19 protein-coding genes are annotated in these 22092 nt (G+C 39.3%); all 19 read left to right on the top strand.

Features of this window, described 5'->3' with window-relative positions:
- Window positions 1-74 precede the first annotated feature (74 nt).
- Window positions 75-1931: a hypothetical protein gene (locus DXB63_RS04795; RefSeq protein WP_147332258.1), complete on the top strand. Its 1857-nt coding sequence runs from the start codon at window positions 75-77 to the stop codon at window positions 1929-1931.
- Window positions 1932-1956: 25 nt separating this feature from the next.
- Complete coding sequence (locus tag DXB63_RS04790) at window positions 1957-3402, top strand: DUF5723 family protein (RefSeq protein WP_122125238.1); 1446 nt, start codon at window positions 1957-1959, stop codon at window positions 3400-3402.
- A 237-nt stretch (window positions 3403-3639) separates the two neighbouring features.
- Window positions 3640-4299, top strand: a complete 660-nt coding sequence (locus DXB63_RS04785) for a LysE family translocator (protein ID WP_369869576.1) — start codon at window positions 3640-3642, stop codon at window positions 4297-4299.
- A gap of 4 nt (window positions 4300-4303) precedes the next feature.
- Complete coding sequence (locus DXB63_RS04780) at window positions 4304-4852, top strand: DUF4924 family protein (protein ID WP_122125237.1); 549 nt, start codon at window positions 4304-4306, stop codon at window positions 4850-4852.
- A gap of 4 nt (window positions 4853-4856) precedes the next feature.
- Window positions 4857-5711 carry a dTDP-4-dehydrorhamnose reductase gene (gene rfbD / locus DXB63_RS04775; RefSeq protein ID WP_122125236.1) on the top strand — a complete coding sequence of 285 codons (855 nt, stop codon included), beginning with the start codon at window positions 4857-4859 and terminating at the stop codon, window positions 5709-5711.
- A gap of 7 nt (window positions 5712-5718) precedes the next feature.
- On the top strand, window positions 5719-7284 hold the full coding sequence (locus DXB63_RS04770) for a peptide chain release factor 3 (protein WP_122125235.1): 1566 nt from the start codon (window positions 5719-5721) through the stop codon (window positions 7282-7284).
- 318 nt (window positions 7285-7602) lie between these two features.
- A complete protein-coding gene (locus tag DXB63_RS04765; protein ID WP_122125271.1) occupies window positions 7603-8166 on the top strand; it encodes an L-threonylcarbamoyladenylate synthase in 564 nt (187 codons plus the stop codon).
- A gap of 11 nt (window positions 8167-8177) precedes the next feature.
- Window positions 8178-9596, top strand: coding sequence for a sugar transferase (locus DXB63_RS04760; RefSeq protein ID WP_122125234.1), 1419 nt, complete (start codon window positions 8178-8180; stop codon window positions 9594-9596).
- Window positions 9597-9636: 40 nt separating this feature from the next.
- Window positions 9637-11427 (top strand): chloride channel protein, encoded by a 1791-nt coding sequence (locus tag DXB63_RS04755; protein ID WP_178301180.1) that lies wholly within the window; start codon window positions 9637-9639, stop codon window positions 11425-11427.
- 12 nt (window positions 11428-11439) lie between these two features.
- Complete coding sequence (gene fmt / locus DXB63_RS04750) at window positions 11440-12411, top strand: methionyl-tRNA formyltransferase (protein WP_122125233.1); 972 nt, start codon at window positions 11440-11442, stop codon at window positions 12409-12411.
- A gap of 143 nt (window positions 12412-12554) precedes the next feature.
- Window positions 12555-13148, top strand: a complete 594-nt coding sequence (locus tag DXB63_RS04745; protein ID WP_122125232.1) for an RNA polymerase sigma factor — start codon at window positions 12555-12557, stop codon at window positions 13146-13148.
- Window positions 13149-13231: 83 nt separating this feature from the next.
- Window positions 13232-13411, top strand: a complete 180-nt coding sequence (locus DXB63_RS04740; RefSeq protein ID WP_147332257.1) for a hypothetical protein — start codon at window positions 13232-13234, stop codon at window positions 13409-13411.
- Window positions 13412-13559: 148 nt separating this feature from the next.
- The gene (locus DXB63_RS04735) at window positions 13560-14108 is read left to right on the top strand and encodes an RNA polymerase sigma factor (RefSeq protein WP_122125269.1); all 549 of its coding nucleotides are present in this window, start codon (window positions 13560-13562) and stop codon (window positions 14106-14108) included.
- A 6-nt stretch (window positions 14109-14114) separates the two neighbouring features.
- Window positions 14115-15407 carry a porin family protein gene (locus tag DXB63_RS04730; protein WP_122125230.1) on the top strand — a complete coding sequence of 431 codons (1293 nt, stop codon included), beginning with the start codon at window positions 14115-14117 and terminating at the stop codon, window positions 15405-15407.
- 203 nt (window positions 15408-15610) lie between these two features.
- On the top strand, window positions 15611-16264 hold the full coding sequence (rpe, locus tag DXB63_RS04725) for a ribulose-phosphate 3-epimerase (RefSeq protein ID WP_122125229.1): 654 nt from the start codon (window positions 15611-15613) through the stop codon (window positions 16262-16264).
- Window positions 16265-16269: 5 nt separating this feature from the next.
- Complete coding sequence (locus tag DXB63_RS04720; RefSeq protein WP_122125228.1) at window positions 16270-18369, top strand: ComEC/Rec2 family competence protein; 2100 nt, start codon at window positions 16270-16272, stop codon at window positions 18367-18369.
- A gap of 67 nt (window positions 18370-18436) precedes the next feature.
- Complete coding sequence (locus DXB63_RS04715) at window positions 18437-19477, top strand: bifunctional oligoribonuclease/PAP phosphatase NrnA (protein ID WP_122125227.1); 1041 nt, start codon at window positions 18437-18439, stop codon at window positions 19475-19477.
- 82 nt (window positions 19478-19559) lie between these two features.
- Complete coding sequence (locus DXB63_RS04710; protein ID WP_158563638.1) at window positions 19560-20180, top strand: DUF4827 domain-containing protein; 621 nt, start codon at window positions 19560-19562, stop codon at window positions 20178-20180.
- Window positions 20181-20211: 31 nt separating this feature from the next.
- Complete coding sequence (glmM, locus tag DXB63_RS04705) at window positions 20212-21600, top strand: phosphoglucosamine mutase (protein WP_122125225.1); 1389 nt, start codon at window positions 20212-20214, stop codon at window positions 21598-21600.
- Window positions 21601-22092 lie beyond the last annotated feature (492 nt).

Below are 22092 nucleotides of genomic sequence, written 5' to 3'. Positions count from 1 at the left end.
ATTGTTTATTTTTGCAAAAATAATCAAATAGAATTAATAATTATTGAACGCTCTCTTTAAAACGACAGAAAATTATGCGGAAGAAACATTTACGCTTTGCCATGTTAGGCTTATGCACTACGTCATTTTTACTCTTTTCCTGTGTGGATAAAGACTATGACTTAAGTAAAGACATTGACTTGACGATTCAAGTAGGAGGAGATCTTTCTCTTCCGGGATGTAACACAGAGGAAATTACATTGAAAAAGATTTTTGATTTGGACGAGGATGATCCTGATAATGTTATTAAAACAGATGAATCGGGTAATTATGCTTTGCGGAAAAAAGGTTCAGGATCTGATTCGGATGTGCAGGTTGATCCTGTTAAAGTAAGTGATATTGAATCCAGTGATGTGGATACGGAATTGACATTTAAAAAAGCCGAATTGGATCAAGCTCAAAAAGCCGAAGATAAGGTGGATAATCAGATTTCTACTTTTACTGTAACCAATAATGAAGTAACAAAAGATATTGTTGATATTAACTATGCGGATACGGATCCTAATGATATGATGCCGGCTGATGTAGTTATTTCGTTTAATAAGGAAAATGAAGTGACTATTCTTCATCTTCAGGATTTTACAATTGACTTTCCCGACTTTTTGGGTGTGCAATTGAATAAATCAGATCCGGACTATAGACCGGATTATCAATTGAGAGGTAATCAATTGTATTTCGCTTCAGCAAGTATCGATCAGGATAACGGAGGTCAATTAAGGATACCGTTACAGGTTTCCCGTTTTTATTTTAAAAAGATGAAGGAGGGGCAGGGATTGGTTTTACATCCGGATGCGGAATATAATGGACTTTTCATAGAAGATGATGTAGTTGTAAACGGTCAAACATTTATTTTATCAAGCGATTTTCCTGCCGGAATAGCTCCTACAACTGATATCTCTTTAAATTTGAATACGAAAGTAATATTAGGTGATCCTCAGAAAGATGTGAAACTTACAATTTCTAAAGTAAAAGGTATTGTTGATCCCAATATAGAAGTTAGTATGGAACCTGTCTCATTTGATAATCTTCCGGATTTTCTGCAAGATGAAGACGTGATAATGGATATAACCAATCCTTCAATCTTGTTGACAATTACCAATACAGCTCCTGTTGATGTTAATATTTATGGTGACCTTGTTTCTTATAGAGGTGCAAATTCTACAGTGGTCTATATTGGAGCAGGACCTGAAGGAGATACGAATCATAGAACTGATCCGATTTTAGTTCGTGCAAATACTACATCTCAAATATGTTTGTCTAGGTTAGGAACTGGAGCACCAGAAGGTGGAACAGATGTGCGAGTTGAAAATTTGAATGATCTGATAGAAAAGATCCCGGATAATATTTCTCTTGAAAATATTGTGGCAAAGGCTCTTCAAAAAGAATATGATATTGATTTGGGAGAAACATACCATGTTTCTACAGATTATTTTGTTGATGCTCCGCTTAAGTTCGGTGAAAATCTGGATATTGTTTATAGAGATACAATAAATGATTGGAACTCGGATATAGTAGATAATGGAATTGAAGTGAAAGTTGTGAACGTTGAAATGAATGCAATAAATAAGATACCTTTGAATCTGGAATTATCAGCAATAGCTATTGATGTAAATTCTGAAGAGATTGAAGGTATAGTGGCTGAAGTTTCAGACCTTATAAGACCGGGGCACGGAATAAAAGATACTGAAGGAGGAGAGGTTGTGACCCCACTTACGATTAAATTGACGGCAAAGGAAGGCGAAATGAAGAAACTCGATGGATTGTTGTTGAAGATAAATGCAACAAATAAAGATGAGAATTATCAGGATGTGTGGTTGAATGAAAAACAAACACTCAAGTTGGATAATATCCGCATTAAAGTGCCGGGAGGAGTAAAACTTAATTTGAATTAATCATACACTAAATAATAATACGATAATGAAACGTACAATTAAGTATATATTAGCAGCTTGCTTGGCTGTGTCGTCTCTGAATGTTTTTGCGCAAGGTTTACGTTCTGCTTATTTTCTTGACGGGTTTGTTTACCGTCATGAAATGAATCCGGCTTTTATGGGAGAGCGGAATTATGTAGCTATTCCTATTTTTGGTCAGATAAATATAGGCGCACAAAGTAATGTTGGTTTATCTAATTTTATTTTTAAATATAATAATCCTCCGTATAGTGCAACAACATTTATGCATCCAAGTGTTGATTCTAAGCAGTTTTTAGGGAGTTTGCATAAACAGAACACGATTAATATGAATTTGAGTATGCCGATTATTTCTTTTGGTTTCCATAAATGGGGAGGATTTAATACTTTTGGGCTCAATCTGCGTGTTAATGAAAATAATAATTTACCATATGATTTGTTTGCCTTTCTGAAAAATGGTCAGACAGCTTCGGAGGTTACGGAATATCATCTTAAAGATATGACTGTTCGTGCCAATGCTTATGTTGAAATGGCTTTGGGACATTCTCGTGAAATTGATGATAAGTTGACGGTTGGTGGTAAATTGAAGTTCTTGTTTGGAGGAGCTAATGCTAATGTTTATCTTAGTAAAGCTGATATAACTTTGTCTGATAAAGAATGGATGATTCAGATGGAAGGTGAAGGTGATCTGTCTTTGAAAGGAGCAACTTTAGGTACAAAGGCGACAGATGTAAACGGAGAAACACGCCATAAAATTGATGATTTTGATGTAAATGGTCCTGGACTTGGAGGTTTTGGTATGGCTGTTGATTTAGGTGCTACTTATAAAATGGACGATTTTGTAGAAGGGTTAACACTTTCGGCAGCGGTGCTGGATCTTGGTTTTATATCATGGAATCATACGGTTGGAGGTATTAATGATGGTAAAGTTCCTTTTAAATTTGAGGGCTTTAATAATATTCAGGTAAAGGATGATGGTATAGATGATGGTTCCAAATCTTTAGATGACCAACTGGATGATCTATCCGATGATCTTGAGAAAATGGTACAATTTTATGATAAAGGAACTTATAAGCGCACCACAGCCCTTAATGCTACATTGAATATCGGTGGTGAGTATATATTACCTTATTATAAGAATTTGTCTTTTGGCTTTTTGTCGTCTACTCATTTTAACAAACCGTTCACTTGGACCGAAGGACGTTTCTACGCTAATGTAGCACCGATTAAATGGTTTGATGCATCGGTAAACTATGGGATATCTACTTATGGCTCATCATTCGGGTGGGTATTAAACTTCCACCCTAAAGGATTTAACTTCTTTATTGGGTCTGACCATATGATATTCAAGGTAAATCCTCAATTCATTCCTATTAATAATTTGAATGCAAATGTAAGTTTAGGATTTAATGTTACTTTTGGAAATGGTCCGAAGTGTTGTGCAAAGAAATAAGATAGATTATTAGTTAATGTATATAAGCGGATGTGTCACTTTTGATACATCCGCTTTTGTTTAATGATTAATCAGATCAATAGTTTTATATTTGGTTTCGTAGTATTCTGTATCTTCTTTTTTATTTATGTGAAATATTGGCGTTTTGTTTGCAAAAAAAGATAAAGCACGAGGAGTGATTGCAAAAAACGTGAACAGAATGTTCTTAAATTCATAAAAAAGTACCATCTTTGCATTATGAATTTGATTGAGCAAGTAACTGTTTTAGACCTATTAGTGAAAGGCTTTATCATCGGAGTGGTCGTTTCCGCGCCGTTAGGGCCGGTAGGAGTGCTTTGCATCCAGCGTACATTGAATAAAGGACGTTGGTATGGCTTTGTAACCGGACTGGGAGCTTCTTTAAGTGATATAGCTTATGCCCTGTTAACGGGATATGGCATGAGTTTTATGTTTGATTTTATAGCTGCGAATCAAATGTATTTACAGCTGTTGGGAAGTGTGATGTTGCTTGGTTTTGGTATCTATACGTTTAGAAGCAATCCTGTGCAGTCGTTACGACCCGTTTCGCAAAATAAAGGTACCTATCTGCATAATTTTATCACTGCATTCTTTGTTACACTATCCAACCCTCTGATTATCTTTCTTTTCATCGGACTTTTTGCTCGCTTTGCTTTTGTTCTTCCCGGCATTCATATCTATGAGCAAGTAGTAGGATATGTGGCAATAGCTTTAGGAGCCTTTACATGGTGGTTTGGTACGACATACGTTGTCAATAAAGTGCGTAATCGTTTTAATCTTCGAGGTATTTGGATGATAAACCGTATCATTGGTATTGTTGTTATGGTAATCTCGGTTGTGGGATTTATATTAACGGTTTCAGGAGCCTCTATTTATTAATATCATGTTTATAGCTCAACAATTAAAAGAAAGAAATATTGCGGAATACCTCATTTATATGTGGCAGGTGGAAGATCTTATCCGTGCTAATGATTGTGATATTGAGAAGATTAAGTCGACCATTATTTCTCAATATCAGATTGGTGAAGATGAAAAAGAGAAACTGGCACGTTGGTATGAGGATTTGATTGCAATGATGAGAGAAGAAGGAGTGGTGGAAAAAGGTCATTTGCAGATAAATAAGAATATAATCCTGTTGTTGACCGACTTGCATTTGGATTTACTCCGTTCTCCGAAGTTCCCGTTTTATGGTGCGGCGTATTTTAAGGCACTTCCTTTCATTGTGGAATTGAGGAATAAATCAGGCAAGAAGGACGAACCTGAACTGGAAACTTGTTTTGAGGCTCTTTATGGCGTTATGCTGTTAAAACTTCAGAAGAAAGAAGTAAGCGCTGATACGGAAAAAGCTATAAAAGAGATTAGTAGCTTTCTGTCTTTGCTGGCAAATTATTATGATAAAGATAAAAAAGGAGAATTAAAATTAGACGATTGAAGTCATGAAGAATATATTAGTGACCGGTGCAAACGGTCAGTTAGGTAATGAAATGCAAGTGTTAGCCCATGAGTATGAGCAATACACTTATTTTTTTACGGATGTAGATACACTTGATATATGCGACGAACAAGCTGTTTTAAATTATGTAACAGAGCATCAGATAGATGTGATTGTAAATTGTGCCGCTTATACGGCGGTAGACAAAGCTGAAGATAATAAAGAACTGTGTGATAAGCTGAACCGTGTGGCTCCAGGGTATCTGGCGAAAGCTGCGCAAAGCCGTAATGCTTCCATCATACAAGTTTCGACGGATTATGTGTTTGATGGTACAAACCATATTCCTTATAAAGAAGAAGAACCGACATGCCCGGCATCTGTGTATGGTACGACAAAGTTGGCAGGAGAACAGAATGTGTTGGAACATTGCCACAACAGTGTTATTATCCGTACCGCATGGCTTTATTCCATATTCGGTAATAATTTTGTGAAGACTATGATACGTCTGGGGCAGGAACGTGATACGCTTGGCGTCGTTTTTGATCAGGTTGGTACGCCGACCTATGCCCGTGATTTGGCTCGTGCTATCTATGCTATAATAAATAAAGGTATCGTGCGTGGCGTTTACCATTTTAGTGATGAAGGAGTGTGTTCATGGTATGATTTCACAAAGGCTATCCATCGCCTGTCCGGTATCTCCTGTGATGTAAAACCGTTACATTCCGAAGACTTTCCGGCAAAAGCTCCCCGTCCTCATTATTCGGTATTGGATAAAACAAAGATAAAAGAAACTTTTGGTATTGTTATTCCTCATTGGGAAGAGAGCCTGAAGGAATGCATCAAAGCAATGAATAATTAATTAATTTATGAACGAGATACAGAGACGACGTACTTTTGCGATTATTTCACACCCGGATGCGGGTAAAACAACATTAACCGAGAAACTTTTGCTCTTCGGAGGTCAGATTCAAGTTGCCGGTGCCGTAAAGTCCAATAAGATAAAGAAGACCGCGACATCCGACTGGATGGAGATCGAAAAGCAACGTGGTATTTCGGTAACTACCTCCGTGATGGAGTTTGATTACAATGATTACAAAGTAAACATCTTGGATACTCCCGGTCACCAGGATTTTGCGGAAGATACTTTCCGTACGTTGACTGCTGTGGATAGTGTAATTATTGTTGTGGACGGTGCGAAGGGTGTGGAAACACAGACACGCCGTTTGATGGAAGTGTGTCGGATGCGTAAGACGCCTGTCATTGTCTTTATCAATAAGATGGACCGTGAAGGACGTGATGCCTTTGATCTGCTGGATGAGATAGAGACGGAATTGCAGATAGCCGTTCGTCCTTTAAGCTGGCCTATCGGTCAGGGAGTGCGCTTTAAAGGTGTTTATAATATATATGAAAAGAAACTCGATCTTTATACCCCTAGCAAACAGGTAGTGACAGAGAAGATTGAGATAGATTTGGACAGCACTGATTTGGAGAAGAACATTGGCGACTCGGAAGCTGAAAAGCTGCGTGTGGATCTGGAGCTGGTGGATGGAGTTTATCCTGATTTTGACGTTCAGGAATACTTGAAAGGTGATCTTGCCCCTGTGTTCTTTGGCTCGGCTTTGAATAACTTTGGAGTGAAAGAGTTGTTGGATTGCTTTGTGGAGATAGCTCCGAGCCCTCGTCCGGTGCAGTCGGAAGAACGTTTGGTGAAGCCGGAAGAAAATAAATTTACCGGGTTTATCTTTAAGATAACGGCCAACATTGACCCGAATCACCGTTCTTGCGTCGCTTTCTGCAAAGTTTGTTCCGGTAAGTTTGTTCGTAATGCTCCTTATAAACATATACGTCATGGCAAAGTCATGCGTTTCTCTTCGCCTACACAGTTCATGGCACAGAAAAAGAGTACCATCGACGAGGCTTATCCGGGTGATATCATTGGCTTGCCGGATACCGGTAACTTTAAAATCGGTGATACACTGACGGAAGGAGAGGAACTGCATTTTAAAGGCTTACCCAGTTTCTCACCGGAAATGTTCAAATATATAGAGAATGCCGACCCGATGAAAACCAAACAACTGAACAAAGGTATAGATCAGCTGATGGACGAGGGTGTGGCACAGTTGTTTGTGAATCAATTCAATGGACGTAAGATTATTGGTACGGTGGGGCAGTTGCAGTTTGAAGTAATTCAATACCGTCTTTTAAATGAATACAATGCCCAATGCCGTTGGGAACCTCTCAGTCTTTACAAAGCCTGCTGGATAGAGAGCGATGATCTTGCCGAGTTGGAAGCATTCAAGAAGCGTAAATACCAGTTTATGGCGAAAGACCGTGAGGGGCGTGATGTCTTTCTTGCGGACTCGAATTATGTTTTGCAGATGGCTCAGTCTGACTTTAAACATATTAAGTTCCATTTTACTTCGGAGTTTTAAATACATCTCCACCAATTAAAGTTTGACAGCTTATACACTAACCTGCTTGCAGGTGTGTATAAGCTGTTTTCTTTAACCGGTTTATCTGTCTCACAACAGGTGCGACAGTTGTTGCACCTATTGTGGAATAGTTAGCTCACATTAGGTGCATTAGTTGTTTCACCTATTGTGAGACAAGTAGTTTGTGCTGTCGTATTTACTAATCAGTCATTACCCATGAGCTTGTTTCCCAAACAGTTTTCATTAATTGTGTGGGGCAAATATTTTGATTACCTAAATGTATTATGTACATTTGCGTCGGCAAAAAATGTAATGGACATGAACGAAGACATTAAGAAAGCTTGTCAGGTGATGAGCGAGGGTGGGGTGATACTATACCCTACCGATACAATTTGGGGATTGGGATGTGACGCGACAAACGCAGAAGCTGTGAAAAGAATCTATGAAATTAAGCAACGTGCAGATAGCAAGGCAATGCTTGTTTTGGTCGATTCGCAGGTTAAAGTCGATTTTTATGTGAAAGATGTGCCGTCTGTTGCATGGGACTTACTGGAAGTTGCCGACAAACCCCTCACTATCATTTATGATGGTGCACGCAATCTTGCTCCGAATTTGATAGCCGAAGACGGTAGCGTGGGAATCCGCATTACCAACGAAGAGTTTTCAAAACAGCTTTGTTTTCGTTTCCGCAAGGCTATTGTTTCTACTTCCGCCAATATCAGCGGACAGCCTTCGCCTGCCAATTTCACAGAGATAAGTGAAGAAATTAAATCGTTGGTGGACTATATTGTGGAATATCGTCAGGATGATATGAGTCGTCCCAAACCGTCCGGTATCATTAAGCTGGGCGTAGGCGGTGTGGTAAAAGTTATTAGAGAATAAGAGGACTGAGAATGACGATAAACGAACGGGCTTTACGGTGGGAGTATGTTGTGGGAGATTTCATAATGGCAAATCTCGCATGGTTCTTGCTGAATATCTACCGTTACAGTCAGATTGGTTATAAGACATTCCATAGCATCAGTCATTATCTGACGGCGGAGCGTGAGATACAGTTGCAAGTGTTGATCCCGTTGTTTTGGATGGCTATCTATTACTATTCCGGGTATTATAATAATCCGGTACATCGTGACCGTTTGCAGGAGTTAAGGGTGACTATCATTTCAGCTGTTATCGGGACGTTGTTTGTTTTCTTTCTGGCGATTCTGAATGACGATCCGGCTTACTATCGGATATTCTATAAATTACTGATCGTCTCGTTTCTGCTGCAATTCACATTGATTTATGCGTTTCGCTTTACGTTGACGCAGAGCCTGATGCGATTGATTCATCGTCGCAAATTCGGTTTCCGTACATTAATAATAGGTGCGGGCAAGCGTGCTTGCGGTTTCGAGGAGGAATTGAACGGATTGTCAGTCGGTATCGGCAGTCTGATTGTGGGATTCATTGATACGGGCAGAGAGCCTCGCGTGGTCAGTGACGATAAGGTATTGGGTAATTGGGGTGATGTGGAGAGGGTGATACATGATTATAAGATAAAAGAAATAGTTGTAGCACCTGACTCACATGATGAAAAGCAACTCTTCGGCTTGTTGAAGAGCCTGTATAAATATAATATTCCGATTAAGATACTTGCCGGGAAATACAGCGTGTTGAGCCGTGCGGTGAAGATGACTTCCGTCTATACTTCTCCGATGATTGAGATAACACGTGACAATATGCCGGAAGGACAGAAGAATGTGAAGCAGACGCTCGACTTTACGGTTGCTTTGTTCTCTCTGATTATTCTTTCTCCATTATTCCTTTATTTGGCTTGGAGGATTAAGAAAGACTCTCCGGGTAAAGTGTTCTATCGGCAAGAGAGAATAGGCTATTTAGGCAGACCTTTCTATATATTGAAGTTCAGAACGATGCGTGAGGATGCGGAACAGGGAGGCGTGCCCCGTTTGTCTTCGGAGGTTGATGACCGGATCACTCCTTTCGGAAAGATCATGCGGAAATATCGTTTGGATGAATTGCCGCAGTTTTGGAACATCTTGAAAGGGGAAATGTCTTTAGTCGGACCTCGTCCCGAACGGAAGTTCTTTGTAGATCAGATTATTAAGGAAGCCCCTTATTATTGTTTGATATATAATGTGAAACCGGGACTGACGTCTTGGGCGACGGTAAGAAACGGGTATGCGAATACGATGGAAAAGATGTTGGATCGGTTGAAGTATGACATCGTATACTTGGAGAGCCGTTCGATAGCCGTAGACTTTAAAATACTGTTTTATACGTTTAAGACAGTGTTTACGGGAGAAGGCATGTAGAAGTTTTAAGGATAAAAAGTAAGGTAATATGGAGACGATTATGCAAGATGAGAAACCAAGCTTGATGCAACGCCTGATTCTTTGGCGTGAGAAGAATATAAGTGAGAAGCATTTTATTTTGATGCTGAGCTTTTTTGTAGGTATACTTACCGCATTGGCGGCATTAATATTAAAGTATTTGATTCATTTGATACAAAACTTCCTGACTGATAACTTTGATACTACGGGTGCCAACTACTTGTATTTGGTATATCCGGTGATCGGTATCTTCCTTACCGGGCTTTTTATTCGTAACATAGTGAAAGATGACATCGGTCATGGTGTTACCAAGATACTTTACGCAATCTCCCGTCGTCAAGGAAGGATAAAGAGACACAACGTATGGTCGTCTGTTATAGCCAGTGGTATTACCATCGGTTTTGGTGGGTCAGTCGGAGCGGAGGCGCCTATTGTGCTGACGGGTTCGGCTATCGGTTCCAACTTGGGCAGTGTCTTTAAAATGGAACATAAAACACTGATGCTTTTGGTGGGTTGTGGCGCGGCGGGAGCAATTGCCGGAATCTTTAAAGCACCGATTGCAGGATTGGTCTTTACACTTGAGGTATTGATGATTGACCTAACGATGGCTTCCCTGCTTCCGTTATTGATCTCCAGTGTGACGGCTGCTACCGTGTCTTATATATTTACGGGAACAGAGGCTATGTTTAAGTTTCATCAGGATCAAATCTTTACGATGGAACGTATACCTTATGTTATCCTGTTGGGAATCTTCTGCGGATTAGTCTCTCTGTACTTCACCCGTGCCATGAATTCGGTGGAAAATGTTTTCCGCAAATATAATAATCCTTATATAAAACTAGCCATAGGCGGTGTGATGTTGAGCGTTTTGATCTTTCTTTTCCCGCCTTTATATGGTGAAGGTTATGATACCATAGAACTGTTGCTCAACGGTGTGAGTACGGCAGATTGGGATACGGTTATGAACAATTCGTTTTTCTACGGATATGGTAATCTTCTTTTGGTTTATTTGACGTTGATTGTTTTGTTTAAGGTATTTGCTTCCAGTGCTACGAATGGTGGTGGAGGTTGTGGTGGTATATTTGCACCGAGCTTGTTCTTAGGCTGTGTAGCGGGTTTTGTATTCTCTAACTTTGCCAATAGTCTGGGGTTCTTCCCGGATCTGCCGGAGAAGAATTTCGCTTTAATGGGGATGGCCGGATTGATGTCCGGGGTTATGCACGCACCGTTGACAGGTATTTTCCTTATCGCCGAGCTGACGGGAGGGTATGATTTGTTTCTACCGTTGATGATTGTTTCTGTCAGTTCGTATCTGACAATCATTGTCTTTGAACCGCATAGTATTTATTCCATGCGTTTGGCTAAGAAAGGGCAGTTGTTGACTCACCATAAAGATAAAGCGGTATTGACGTTGATGAAAGTGGAGAATGTTGTTGAGGAAGATTTTGATATTGTGAGGCCGGAGATGGATTTGGGAGAGTTGGTGAAAGTCATCTCTAAGGCAAAGCGCAATCTGTTTCCTGTGGTAGATGCAAGCGGGGTATTGCTTGGCATTGTTGTTTTGGATGATATTCGGAATATCATGTTCCGTCAGGAATTATACCACCGTTTTAAAGTGGATAAGCTGATGACATCACCTCCCGCCAAACTTTTGGTTACTGACCCGATGGAGATTGTGATGCGGAAGTTTGATGATACTAAAGCGTGGAATTTACCAGTTATTGATGAAGATGGGAAGTATCTTGGCTTTGTTTCCAAATCGAAGATATTCAATTCCTACCGTCAGGTGTTGGTACATTTCTCTGAAGATTAAAAATGAAAAGCGATGAAGAAAGAAGATTTGCGTATCGTATATATGGGTACTCCCGATTTTGCCGTAGAGAGTTTAAAATGCTTGGTTGAAGGAGGTTATAACGTAGTAGGGGTAATTACAATGCCTGATAAACCGATAGGGCGCCATGCAAGTGTGTTGCAACCCAGTCCGGTAAAAAAGTATGCAGTGGAGAATGGACTTACCGTACTTCAACCGGAGAAACTGAAAGATGAGACATTCATAGAACAGCTCCGTGCCTTGAAAGCCGACCTTCAAATTGTTGTTGCATTCCGTATGCTTCCCGAAATAGTCTGGAATATGCCCCGTTTAGGTACATTTAATCTTCATGCCTCGTTGCTGCCTCAATATAGAGGAGCCGCTCCTATAAATTGGGCTGTTATAAATGGTGATAAGGAAACCGGAATAACCACTTTCTTCTTGAAGCATGAAATAGATACGGGAGAAGTTATCCAACAAGTAAAAGTTCCTATTGAGGAAACGGATGATGTGGAGATTGTTCACGACAAGTTAATGCATCTGGGAGGAAGGTTGGTTGTTGAAACGGTCGATGCTATTCTTGAAAACCGGGTGAAACCGATTCCTCAGGAAGAAATGCAACAACCGGAAGAATTGCGTCCTGCTCCGAAGATATTTAAGGAGACATGCCGTATTGATTGGAATCAGCCGGTTAAGAAAATATATGATTTTATACGCGGGCTCTCACCATATCCCGCTGCATGGACTGAGCTTCATTTTCCGGATAAAACTTCGGTTGTAGTTAAAATATATCAAACAGAGAAGTGCTTGCAGAATCATTCTCTTTCCAATGGAACAATTCAGACGGATGGCAAGACTTATTTCAATGTTGCCGTTTCGGATGGTTTTGTTGTTGTGAAGTCTTTGCAAATGGCTGGAAAGAAGCGCCTTAACATTGATGAGTTCCTACGTGGTTTTAAGTGCGTAGAGGGGATGGAAGTTAAATGAGAATGTTAATAACGGAAATTTAATGCATTTTGTTTTGTAATTTGGCAAATATTATTTTTATTTGCAGTGCGTAACATTTAGTAATAACCTAATAACACTTGCCTATTGACGAAACATTACTCTAATTTCTAAAATAAGACGTAATGGAAACTTTGAGAAGAATGACTGATGAACAATTAGTCGTTTCGTATTCAGAAGGTAACAACCAAGCTTTTGATATACTTTTAAGTCGTTATGAAAACAGATTGTTTTCGTATATCTACTTTATTGTCCGCAATAATGAATTGGCAGAAGATATTTTTCAAGATACTTTTGTTAAAGCGATTACTACGATTCGTCAGGGACGCTATACGGAAAATGGAAAGTTTCCCGCATGGATTACCCGCATTGCCCATAATCTGATTATTGATTATTTCCGTCAGGAGAAGAATGAGAATGTAGTTTCCAATGATGATTCGGAGGTAGACTTGCTAAACAATATCAACCTTTCGGAACGTACCATCGAAAGTGAGATTATAGAAGGGCAGATAAAAGATGACGTACGGGAGCTTGTGAAACTTTTACCCGATAATCAGCGGGAAGTCGTTTATATGCGTTTTTATCAGAATCTCAGTTTTAAGGAAATAGCAGAAGCAACAGGAGCCAGTATTAATACGGCATTGGGACGTATGCGCTATGCAATTCTTAATCTTCGTCGTATGGCAGAAGAAAGAGATATGGTGCTGACGCTTGATTAAAGAACTATAAATTCTCCGATTGGTATACTAAAGCCACATTATATGCGTTTTATAATTAAAATCATATAAATATGTGGCTGCCTATGAAGAATGTATGTACTTCTACTGTTTCGGAAAAGAAACAAAATGAGGAGAGAACAGAAGAGCAGGTAAAGTTGATGCGTCCAAGTAATAAGACATTGACTTTCTTAAAATTGTTCGCTCGCAATTACCAGGTTGAAAAGAGTCTTCCTGAAGGGCTTCAAGAGATGGTTCTTGGATAAAAGCCGAAAACTTATTGGAAGGGTATCTGAAGTAAAATTTAGATACCCTTCTTTCGTTAAAATGATTAACTTTAATTTTATTGTCCAGTCGGTGCAGTATTTTTATCTTTGCGCCATTTAATAAATGAAGCAGGTGTTGAAAGATTCGATGAGTGAATATGAACTGGCAGAACGATGCAGGCAGAACGATAATGTTGCCCGCAAATTTCTGTACGAACTATATGCAGGGCAGATGATGGCTATTTGTCTGCGGTATGTAGGAAACAGGGAAATAGCTCAAGATCTTTTGCACGATGGCTTTTTAAAGATATTTGGCTCTTTCGATAAGTTTACTTACAGGGGAAATGGATCGTTAAAAGCTTGGCTAAGTAGAATAATGGTGAATCTGTCGATAGAGTATCTTCGTAAGAATGATACTTTGAATCAGATACTGACAATAGAGGAAGTGCCGGACACTATAGCTGAGACAAATGATGAAGATATAGAGCGTATTCCACAAAGTGTATTGATGAAGTTCATAAATGAGCTTCCTACGGGTTATCGTACGGTATTTAACTTATATACGTTTGAGGAAAAGTCGCATAAAGAGATTGCCCGTGAATTGGGTATTAATGAGAAATCCTCCGCATCGCAGTTGTTTAGAGCGAAAGCGGTTTTAGCGAAGAAGATAAGAGAGTACATGGATAAGGAATTGTAATGTGAGATGAAAAAAGAGGAAGATGACAAATTGATAAAGGGATTTAGAGAACGGTTCAAAGATTATTCGGAGCCGGTTTCTGATGACGTATGGAGTTCTTTAGAGAAAGAACTGTCCCCGGTTCATGTCGTCTCTGTGCATCCTTTCCGTAAGATTGCTGTTGCTGCAGCTGTACTTATTATACTTATATCTTCTGTTAGCTTATGGTTGCTGAACGCTCCGGTAGAGAAATATATACCGGAAGTTGCTTCTGCCCCACTCACTGTTCCTGAGGATATTGAAAAAGAGGATATACAACCTCAAACTTTGATATCACAATCGCAACCGGATATTTCTACTCCTACAATCGCTCATGTTCGTATGCCTGTAAAGAAAGTGCAAGTTAAGGATGAGGAGGTAATTGAGGCGGTTGATGTTCAGCCAGTGGATACATTGGTCGGAGAGAAGAAAGATATTCGGGCTGAACAAAAGGAAAACCAGTCGGTTAATGAACAAAGAAAGGTCAAGAAACGCTCTTATACCGATATTTATAAAGAGAACTCCCGGGTTCTTGCTTCTTTGGATAAGAAAGATTATAAGAAATGGACTGTAGGCATCTCTTATGGAAATTCGCCGATGGTGCAAAGTAATGGTGCTCCCGGATTTAATAGTTTGGATAATAGTGCGAGTATGCAAACAATGAATTGCCTTCCTTCATATTCAGATGAATCGGATGAGTGTACAGAAGAGGGAATGAAAAAGGCTCGTCCGTTAAGAAAGGTACTTTATAATAATATAGGAAAGGATGTCAAGACAGATATAAAACATAAGACTCCTGTGACGGCAGGCGTTTCATTTCGTTATAATTTGTCCCGTAATTTTGCTATTGAGACGGGGCTAATGTATACAATGCTTTCTTCTGAGTTGAAGTCGGGTAGTCAGGACGATTATTATATTGAAGAATATAAGTTGCATTACATAGGCTTACCTTTGAAAGGAAACTGGATGTTTCTGAATCGAAAGTATTTGACTTTGTATCTCTCAGCGGGAGGTGCGATAGAGAAATCTCTTTCAGGAAAGTATAAAGGAGTTTATGTAATGAGTGACGAACCGGATTCCAGATGGAATGAAAATGTTAAACAGGTACAATGGTCTGTTTCTGCGGCGGTTGGTGCACAGCTTAATGCAACGAAACATTTTGGAATCTATGTAGAACCGGGAGTTGTTCACTATTTCGACGATGGAAGTGGGGTACAAACCATTCGAAAAGAGAAGCCAACTAATTTTAATTTGCAGTTGGGTTTACGTTGGACTTATTGATGTGATTTTAAGATATACCAGAAACCTATTCCTTAACTTTAGCCGGTTATGAATCTCCGGCATCTTAAGATGCGAATCTTACAATAAGCCCTCCGTATAGAAACGTACGGAGGGCATTTTGTTTTCTTACCAAACAAATTCCTCTTTTATTCTGTTTTATTTAATGAAAAGGATTACATTTGCATAACAACAAAGAAATAGACATGAATCATAAAGTATCTCCTTCGTTATTGTCTGCTAATTTTGCTAATTTAGCTGCGGATATTAATATGTTAAACCATAGTGAAGCAGATTGGTTGCATATTGATGTGATGGATGGTGTGTTTGTACCTAATATATCTTTTGGTTTTCCTGTCTTAAAGTATGTTGCGGAATTGACGGAAAAACCGCTTGATGTGCATTTGATGATTGTTAGTCCTGAGAAGTTTATTAAAGAAGTCAAGGCGCTGGGCACAATGATGATGAATGTGCATTACGAGGCGTGCCCACATCTGCATCGTGTGATTCAGCAAATAAAAGAAGCGGATATGAAAGCTGCTGTGACTTTGAATCCGGCTACTCCTGTTGCTATGTTGACGGATATTATACGTGATGTTGATATGGTTTTGATTATGAGTGTGAATCCCGGCTTTGGCGGACAAAAGTTCATAGAACATAGTTTGGAGAAAGTAAAAGAACTTCGTCGCTTGATAGATAGTACCGGCTCGAACGCTTTAATAGAAGTGGATGGCGGTGTGAATTTGGAGACTGGTGAGAAATTAGTAAAAGCCGGAGCTGATGTGCTTGTTGCCGGAAATGCAGTATTCTCTGCTCCTGATCCTCAAGAAATGATACACCGTTTGAAAGCACTCAAATAAAGAGATTGTTTTCAACTGATAAATTAGGGAAATATCCTTTCCTGCGAATCCTTATACCTCTAATCATCGGAATTAGTTTTGGTGAATTGTTTTCCGATGTGACGGAAACTGTTGGATATACATTTATCGGTGGCTGTGTGTTTGCTTCATTCATCTTTCTTATTATCCATAGAATTAAATCCGATTATGCTTTCCGGTGGTTGACAGGAGTGGGAATCTTTTTCTTTTTCATGGCCGTAGGGGATGGCTTAGTTTGTATTCATCAATTTATGAGTCATTATAGATGGGAGAAACAGCGGGAAGTTTATCATGCTATTTTAAAAGATAATCCTCAGGCGAAAGAGAAGAGTGTTCTTTGCCAGGTGTATGTCATTGATTACATGAAGACTTCAGGAAATACTTCTGTAGAAAAAGATGTTTTGCTTTATTTGGCTAATGATTCGTTAAGTAGGGAGTTATGCACAGGTGATGAACTGGTGTTTTACGGTAAAGTTGCTTCGCCTCATAATAATGGAAATCCTTATGAATTTGATTATGCAGGATTTCTGCGGCACAAAGGTGTTTCGGGAACAGCATATATACCTTCGGGATATTGGAAGTTGGTAGGTCATGATTCTCGAAAGACTTTAAAACAACTAGCTCTATCTTACAGGGAACGGCTTTTGGCTCAATATAGAGGCTTGGGCTTTGATAAAGACGAGTTTGCTGTGCTAGCTGCCTTGACAGTAGGTTATAAGGAGGAATTAAGTAAAGAAGTACGGGAATCCTTTTTGGTAGCGGGTGCTAGCCATGTGCTTGCATTATCAGGGTTGCATATCGGAATATTGTCTTGTTTACTAGGCATTCTGTTGAGTGGCTTATTGGGGAAACACTCTTGTAATAAAACAAAAGGCATTATTACTGTTCTGATTTTATGGATGTTCGCTTTTGTTTCCGGATTATCCCCATCTGTTGTTCGTGCAGTGATTATGTTTTCCTTGATAGTTCTTGCCGGAATATGTAATAAGAGGAGTGTTACATTAAATGTAGTTGGTTTTGCTGCTTTTGTAATGTTGCTCTATAATCCGTTTTATCTATATGATGTTGGTTTCCAGTTATCTTTTGTGGCAGTAATATCCATCATTCTTTTTCTGCCTCGGCTTGAGAAGAAAATCGAAGTTAAAAACCGTTTTTTGAAGAAAGCATGGCAAATAATAGCCGTTTCCATAGTGGTACAGATAGGAACTTTGCCGATTGTATTGCTTAATTTCTCCCGTTTCCCGGTCTATTCTTTACTGGCAAATATTCCGGTTCTTTTATTGGTGAGCCTTATTTTGCTTTTTTCTATTGTTATGTTAGTAATCGGATTTTTGCCTGTGCTGCAATTACTTCTTGCAGATCTCTTATCCGGTTTAGTGAAGGCTTTGAACTATATTACTTCATTTGTAGAACACCTGCCGGGTGCTATTATCAATGATATTAATTTCTTAAAGATTGATGTCGCAGTTTGTTATATTATCCTCTTTGTCTTTTTGCTGAAAGGGGTAAATGGCACACGTGTCCGTACAATAGTTTTAGGTGCTCTGATACCTTTCATTGGTCTGTTTTATGCAGTAGATTACACAAATACCACCGTGAAGCATCCGTCTATATTATTCTATCATTCCTCAGCTTGCCCTACTGTTCATTTTATTCAAGGAAATGGCGTGTCTTATCTCCAGATGGCGGATTGTAACGCTATTGATAAGCTGAAATATGCTACAGAAGGTTTCTGGAGAAGAAAGAGAATAGATAAACCTGCCGTTATGCCACAAGATTATGAGGAACGTAATATATGGACGCATAATGGTATTTCCGGTTTCTTTGGACGTACAGTTTGTATGGTAAAAGATGATAAATGGAAGAACAAAATGTCCGATGCACCGTTGTTGATAGATTACCTTTATCTCTGTAAAGGGTATAAAGGTCGTGTAAAGGAACTTTTGCCTGTGTTTCGAATAAGGACAGTCGTATTGGACGCTTCTTTAAGCGAGTTTCGCTTGGAACTATTAAAAAAGGAATGTCGAAAATTAGGATTAGATTATGTTTCTTTAGCGGATAATGGTGCTTGGGAAGTGAATATATAGCTGCTTACTACCCGATATTCAGATATTAATTTGTAATTTTGCACGGAAAAGAAGAACGAACGATTATATGTTGACGAAAGTAATAGAACAATCAAAGATAGATCATTTTACAAAATGGTTTGATAGAGCAGATAGAATAGTGATTGTATCCCATGTTGCTCCTGACGGGGATGCCATCGGTTCATCGTTGGGATTATGGCATTTTCTTGAATCCCAAGGTAAAACGGTAAATGTAATCGTTCCCAATGCTTTCCCTGATTTCTTGAAATGGATGCCCGGAGCTAAAGATATATTGCTTTATGACCGCTACGCTGATTTTGCGGATAAATTGATAAATGAGGCGGATATAATATGTTGTCTGGATTTCAATACTTTAAAACGGATTGATAATCTTGCAGTTCCTGTTGAGGCTGCATCGGGACGTAAGATCTTGATAGACCATCATTTGCATCCTGACAATTTCTGTTCGATTACAATTTCCCATCCCGAAATATCATCTACTTCAGAACTGGTGTTCCGCTTGATATGCAGAATGGGTTACTTTGAAGATATAACCAGAGAGGCTGCCGAATGTATTTATACGGGTATGATGACCGATACGGGAGGTTTTACCTATAATTCGAATAACAGGGAGATTTATTTTATTATCAGTGAACTGCTTTCCAAGGGGATTGATAAGGATGAAATCTATCGTAAGGTTTATAATACTTACTCCGAAAGTCGTTTGCGCCTGATGGGGTATGTGCTTTATTCTAAGATGCGTGTATATAAGGATTGTAATGCTGCGATGATTTCTCTGACGAAAGATGAGCAATCTAAATTTGATTATATAAAAGGTGATTCGGAAGGTTTTGTCAATATTCCTTTGAGCATCAAGAACGTTATATTCTCGGCCTTTTTGCGTGAAGATACCGAGAAAAAGATGATAAAGATATCACTTCGTTCGGTTGGTGATTTCCCTTGCAATAAGGTTGCTGCCGAGTTCTTTAATGGAGGAGGTCATTTGAATGCTTCCGGTGGAGAATTCTTTGGCACAATGGAAGAAGCTGAGAAGCTGTTTGAACAAGCATTAGAGAAATATCGCCCGTTATTGACGGCTAAAAAATAGTTATTTTACCATAATTGCACAAAAAGTTTGCAATAGTTATAGACCGATTCATTACTTTTGTCCGAAAATGTATATTCGTAATATGAAGAAACTTAGTATATTATTCTTTTCTCTTGTCGCATTTGCTTTGTTTATGCAGAGTTGTGATGATTATAAGTCCTATGCCGAGCAGTTAAAAGAAGAGCGGAACTTGATTAAACGTTTTATAAGCCAGCATGAGATTGAGACGATATCTTTGGATCAGTTTGAGGCGCAAGATAGTTTGACTATAGGAAACCAATACGTAGAATTCAATAATGATGGTGTTTACTTGCAAGTGGTGCACGAGGCGGAAGGTCCGGATGCCCGTTTTGCTGAAACGAATGATGTGATATTGGTTCGTTGTTTGGAAGTTTATTTGGCTTCAAATGATACTATGGCGAATACAATGAATAGACCGAATGAAATAGATGAGTTCAGATATACAAAAACTTCCAGTCAGATATTAGGACAGTTTGTTGAAGAAAAGGGTTTGATGTTGCGAGCTTATGGGACTTCTGTTCCGGCAGGATGGCTTATCCCTTTGAACTATATAAAATTATCTACTACGAACGGTGCTGACCGTACAAAGGTTAAACTGATTGTTTCCGCCAAGAGTGGACAAGCAGATGCAATACAGAATATCTACCCGTGCTATTATGAACTAACTTATCAGTTGTATTAGAACGGATTCTAATTTATAAATCAAAGTTTTTATGACACTTATTAAATCTATTTCCGGTATTCGTGGTACGATTGGCGGACATGTAGGTGAAGGGCTTAATCCTTTGGATATTGTAAAGTTTACTTCGGCTTATGCTACTTTAATCAGAAAGACGACAAAAGTAAAAAGCAATAAAATAGTTGTGGGGCGCGACGCCCGTATCTCCGGAGAAATGGTAAAGAACATGGTCTGCGGCACGTTGATGGGAATGGGCTTTGATGTGGTAAACATCGGATTGGCATCTACACCGACTACGGAACTGGCTGTGACTATGGAAGGAGCTTGCGGAGGTATTATTTTAACTGCCAGCCACAATCCGAAGCAATGGAATGCTTTGAAACTGCTGAATGAACAAGGTGAATTCCTGAATGCCGAAGAAGGAAATGAGGTGTTACGCATTGCCGAAGCAGAATCTTTTGAATATGCAGATGTGGATCATCTAGGCTCTTATCGTGAAGACAATACTTATAACTGGAAACATATAGATAGCGTACTGGCTTTAAAGTTAGTGGACGTAGAGGCCATTCGGAAAGCCGATTTCCGTGTGGCTATTGACTGCGTGAATTCCGTTGGGGGTATCATTTTACCTGAATTGCTCGAACGTTTGGGAGTAAAGCATATCGAAAAGCTTTATTGTGAACCTACGGGAGATTTCCAACATAATCCCGAACCGTTGGAAAAGAACTTGGGAGATATCATGCACTTGATGAAGGGTGGAAAGGCGGATGTTGCCTTTGTGGTAGATCCCGATGTGGATCGTTTGGCCATGATTTGTGAAGATGGGAAGATGTATGGAGAAGAATATACGTTGGTTACTGTTGCCGACTATGTGTTGAAGCATACACCCGGGAATACGGTTTCCAACCTCAGTTCTACCCGTGCTTTGCGTGATGTAACTCGCAAGTACGGACAACAGTATAATGCTGCCGCGGTAGGAGAGGTGAATGTTGTTACAAAGATGAAAGAAACAAACGCAGTTATCGGTGGTGAAGGCAATGGCGGAGTTATTTATCCGGAGAGCCATTACGGACGTGATGCTTTGGTGGGAATCGCTTTGTTTTTGAGCCATTTGGCACATGAAGGAAAGAAAGTCAGCGAATTGCGTGCAACTTATCCTCCGTATTTCATCGCGAAGAACCGGATAGACTTAACGCCGGAAACGGATGTAGATGCTATTCTGGCGAAAGTAAAAGAAATCTATAAGGATGAAGAGATTAATGATATAGACGGTGTGAAGATTGACTTTCCGGACAGATGGGTGCATCTGCGCAAAAGTAATACCGAACCGATTATCCGCGTCTATTCGGAAGCTGCCACCATGGAAGCTGCGGAAGAAATAGGCAAAAAGGTGATGGATATTGTCTATAGCCTTGCTAAATAAGCAGTATAACTACTTTTTATTATAAGAGGACTCCTTCATGTGATTGATATGAAGGAGTTTTTTTGTTTTCTGTCCGGTACGAACTCTTTCCCATAAAGCGTATTCCTCCCTTTATTCCCTTTCTCTCCCTTATACGCATAAGGGAGAAACAATAGTTTCATATTTTGTGGAACTAATGTTTCCTATTTTATGAAACCATAGTTCCATATATTGTGAAACTAATTAAGCATACGGTTGATTGAGAGCATAGACAAGGGGAAGCAGTATAAAACCGCCGCCGTCTCTCTTGACAATACAGAAACATTTATTTATTAATCAACTAGAAAGACTTATCGGAAGCCTTTATAAGACGGCGGCGGAGTATATCCTATTTTTGCAATTTTTATGGAAGATAACGTGTTTGATTCGTACATCCAACTGAAATCTGCAAACTACGGAATTTTAACGATATAACTTCTAAATTGTTCATAACTCTGCTCAATAACATTGTTT

Origin of the sequence: Bacteroides sp. OM05-12 (assembly GCF_003438995.1) — a bacterium.
In the GTDB taxonomy this organism is placed as follows: Bacteria; Bacteroidota; Bacteroidia; order Bacteroidales; family Bacteroidaceae; genus Bacteroides.
Note: the sequence above shows the minus strand (reverse complement) of the source record. Positions and strands in the feature narration are given on the sequence as shown.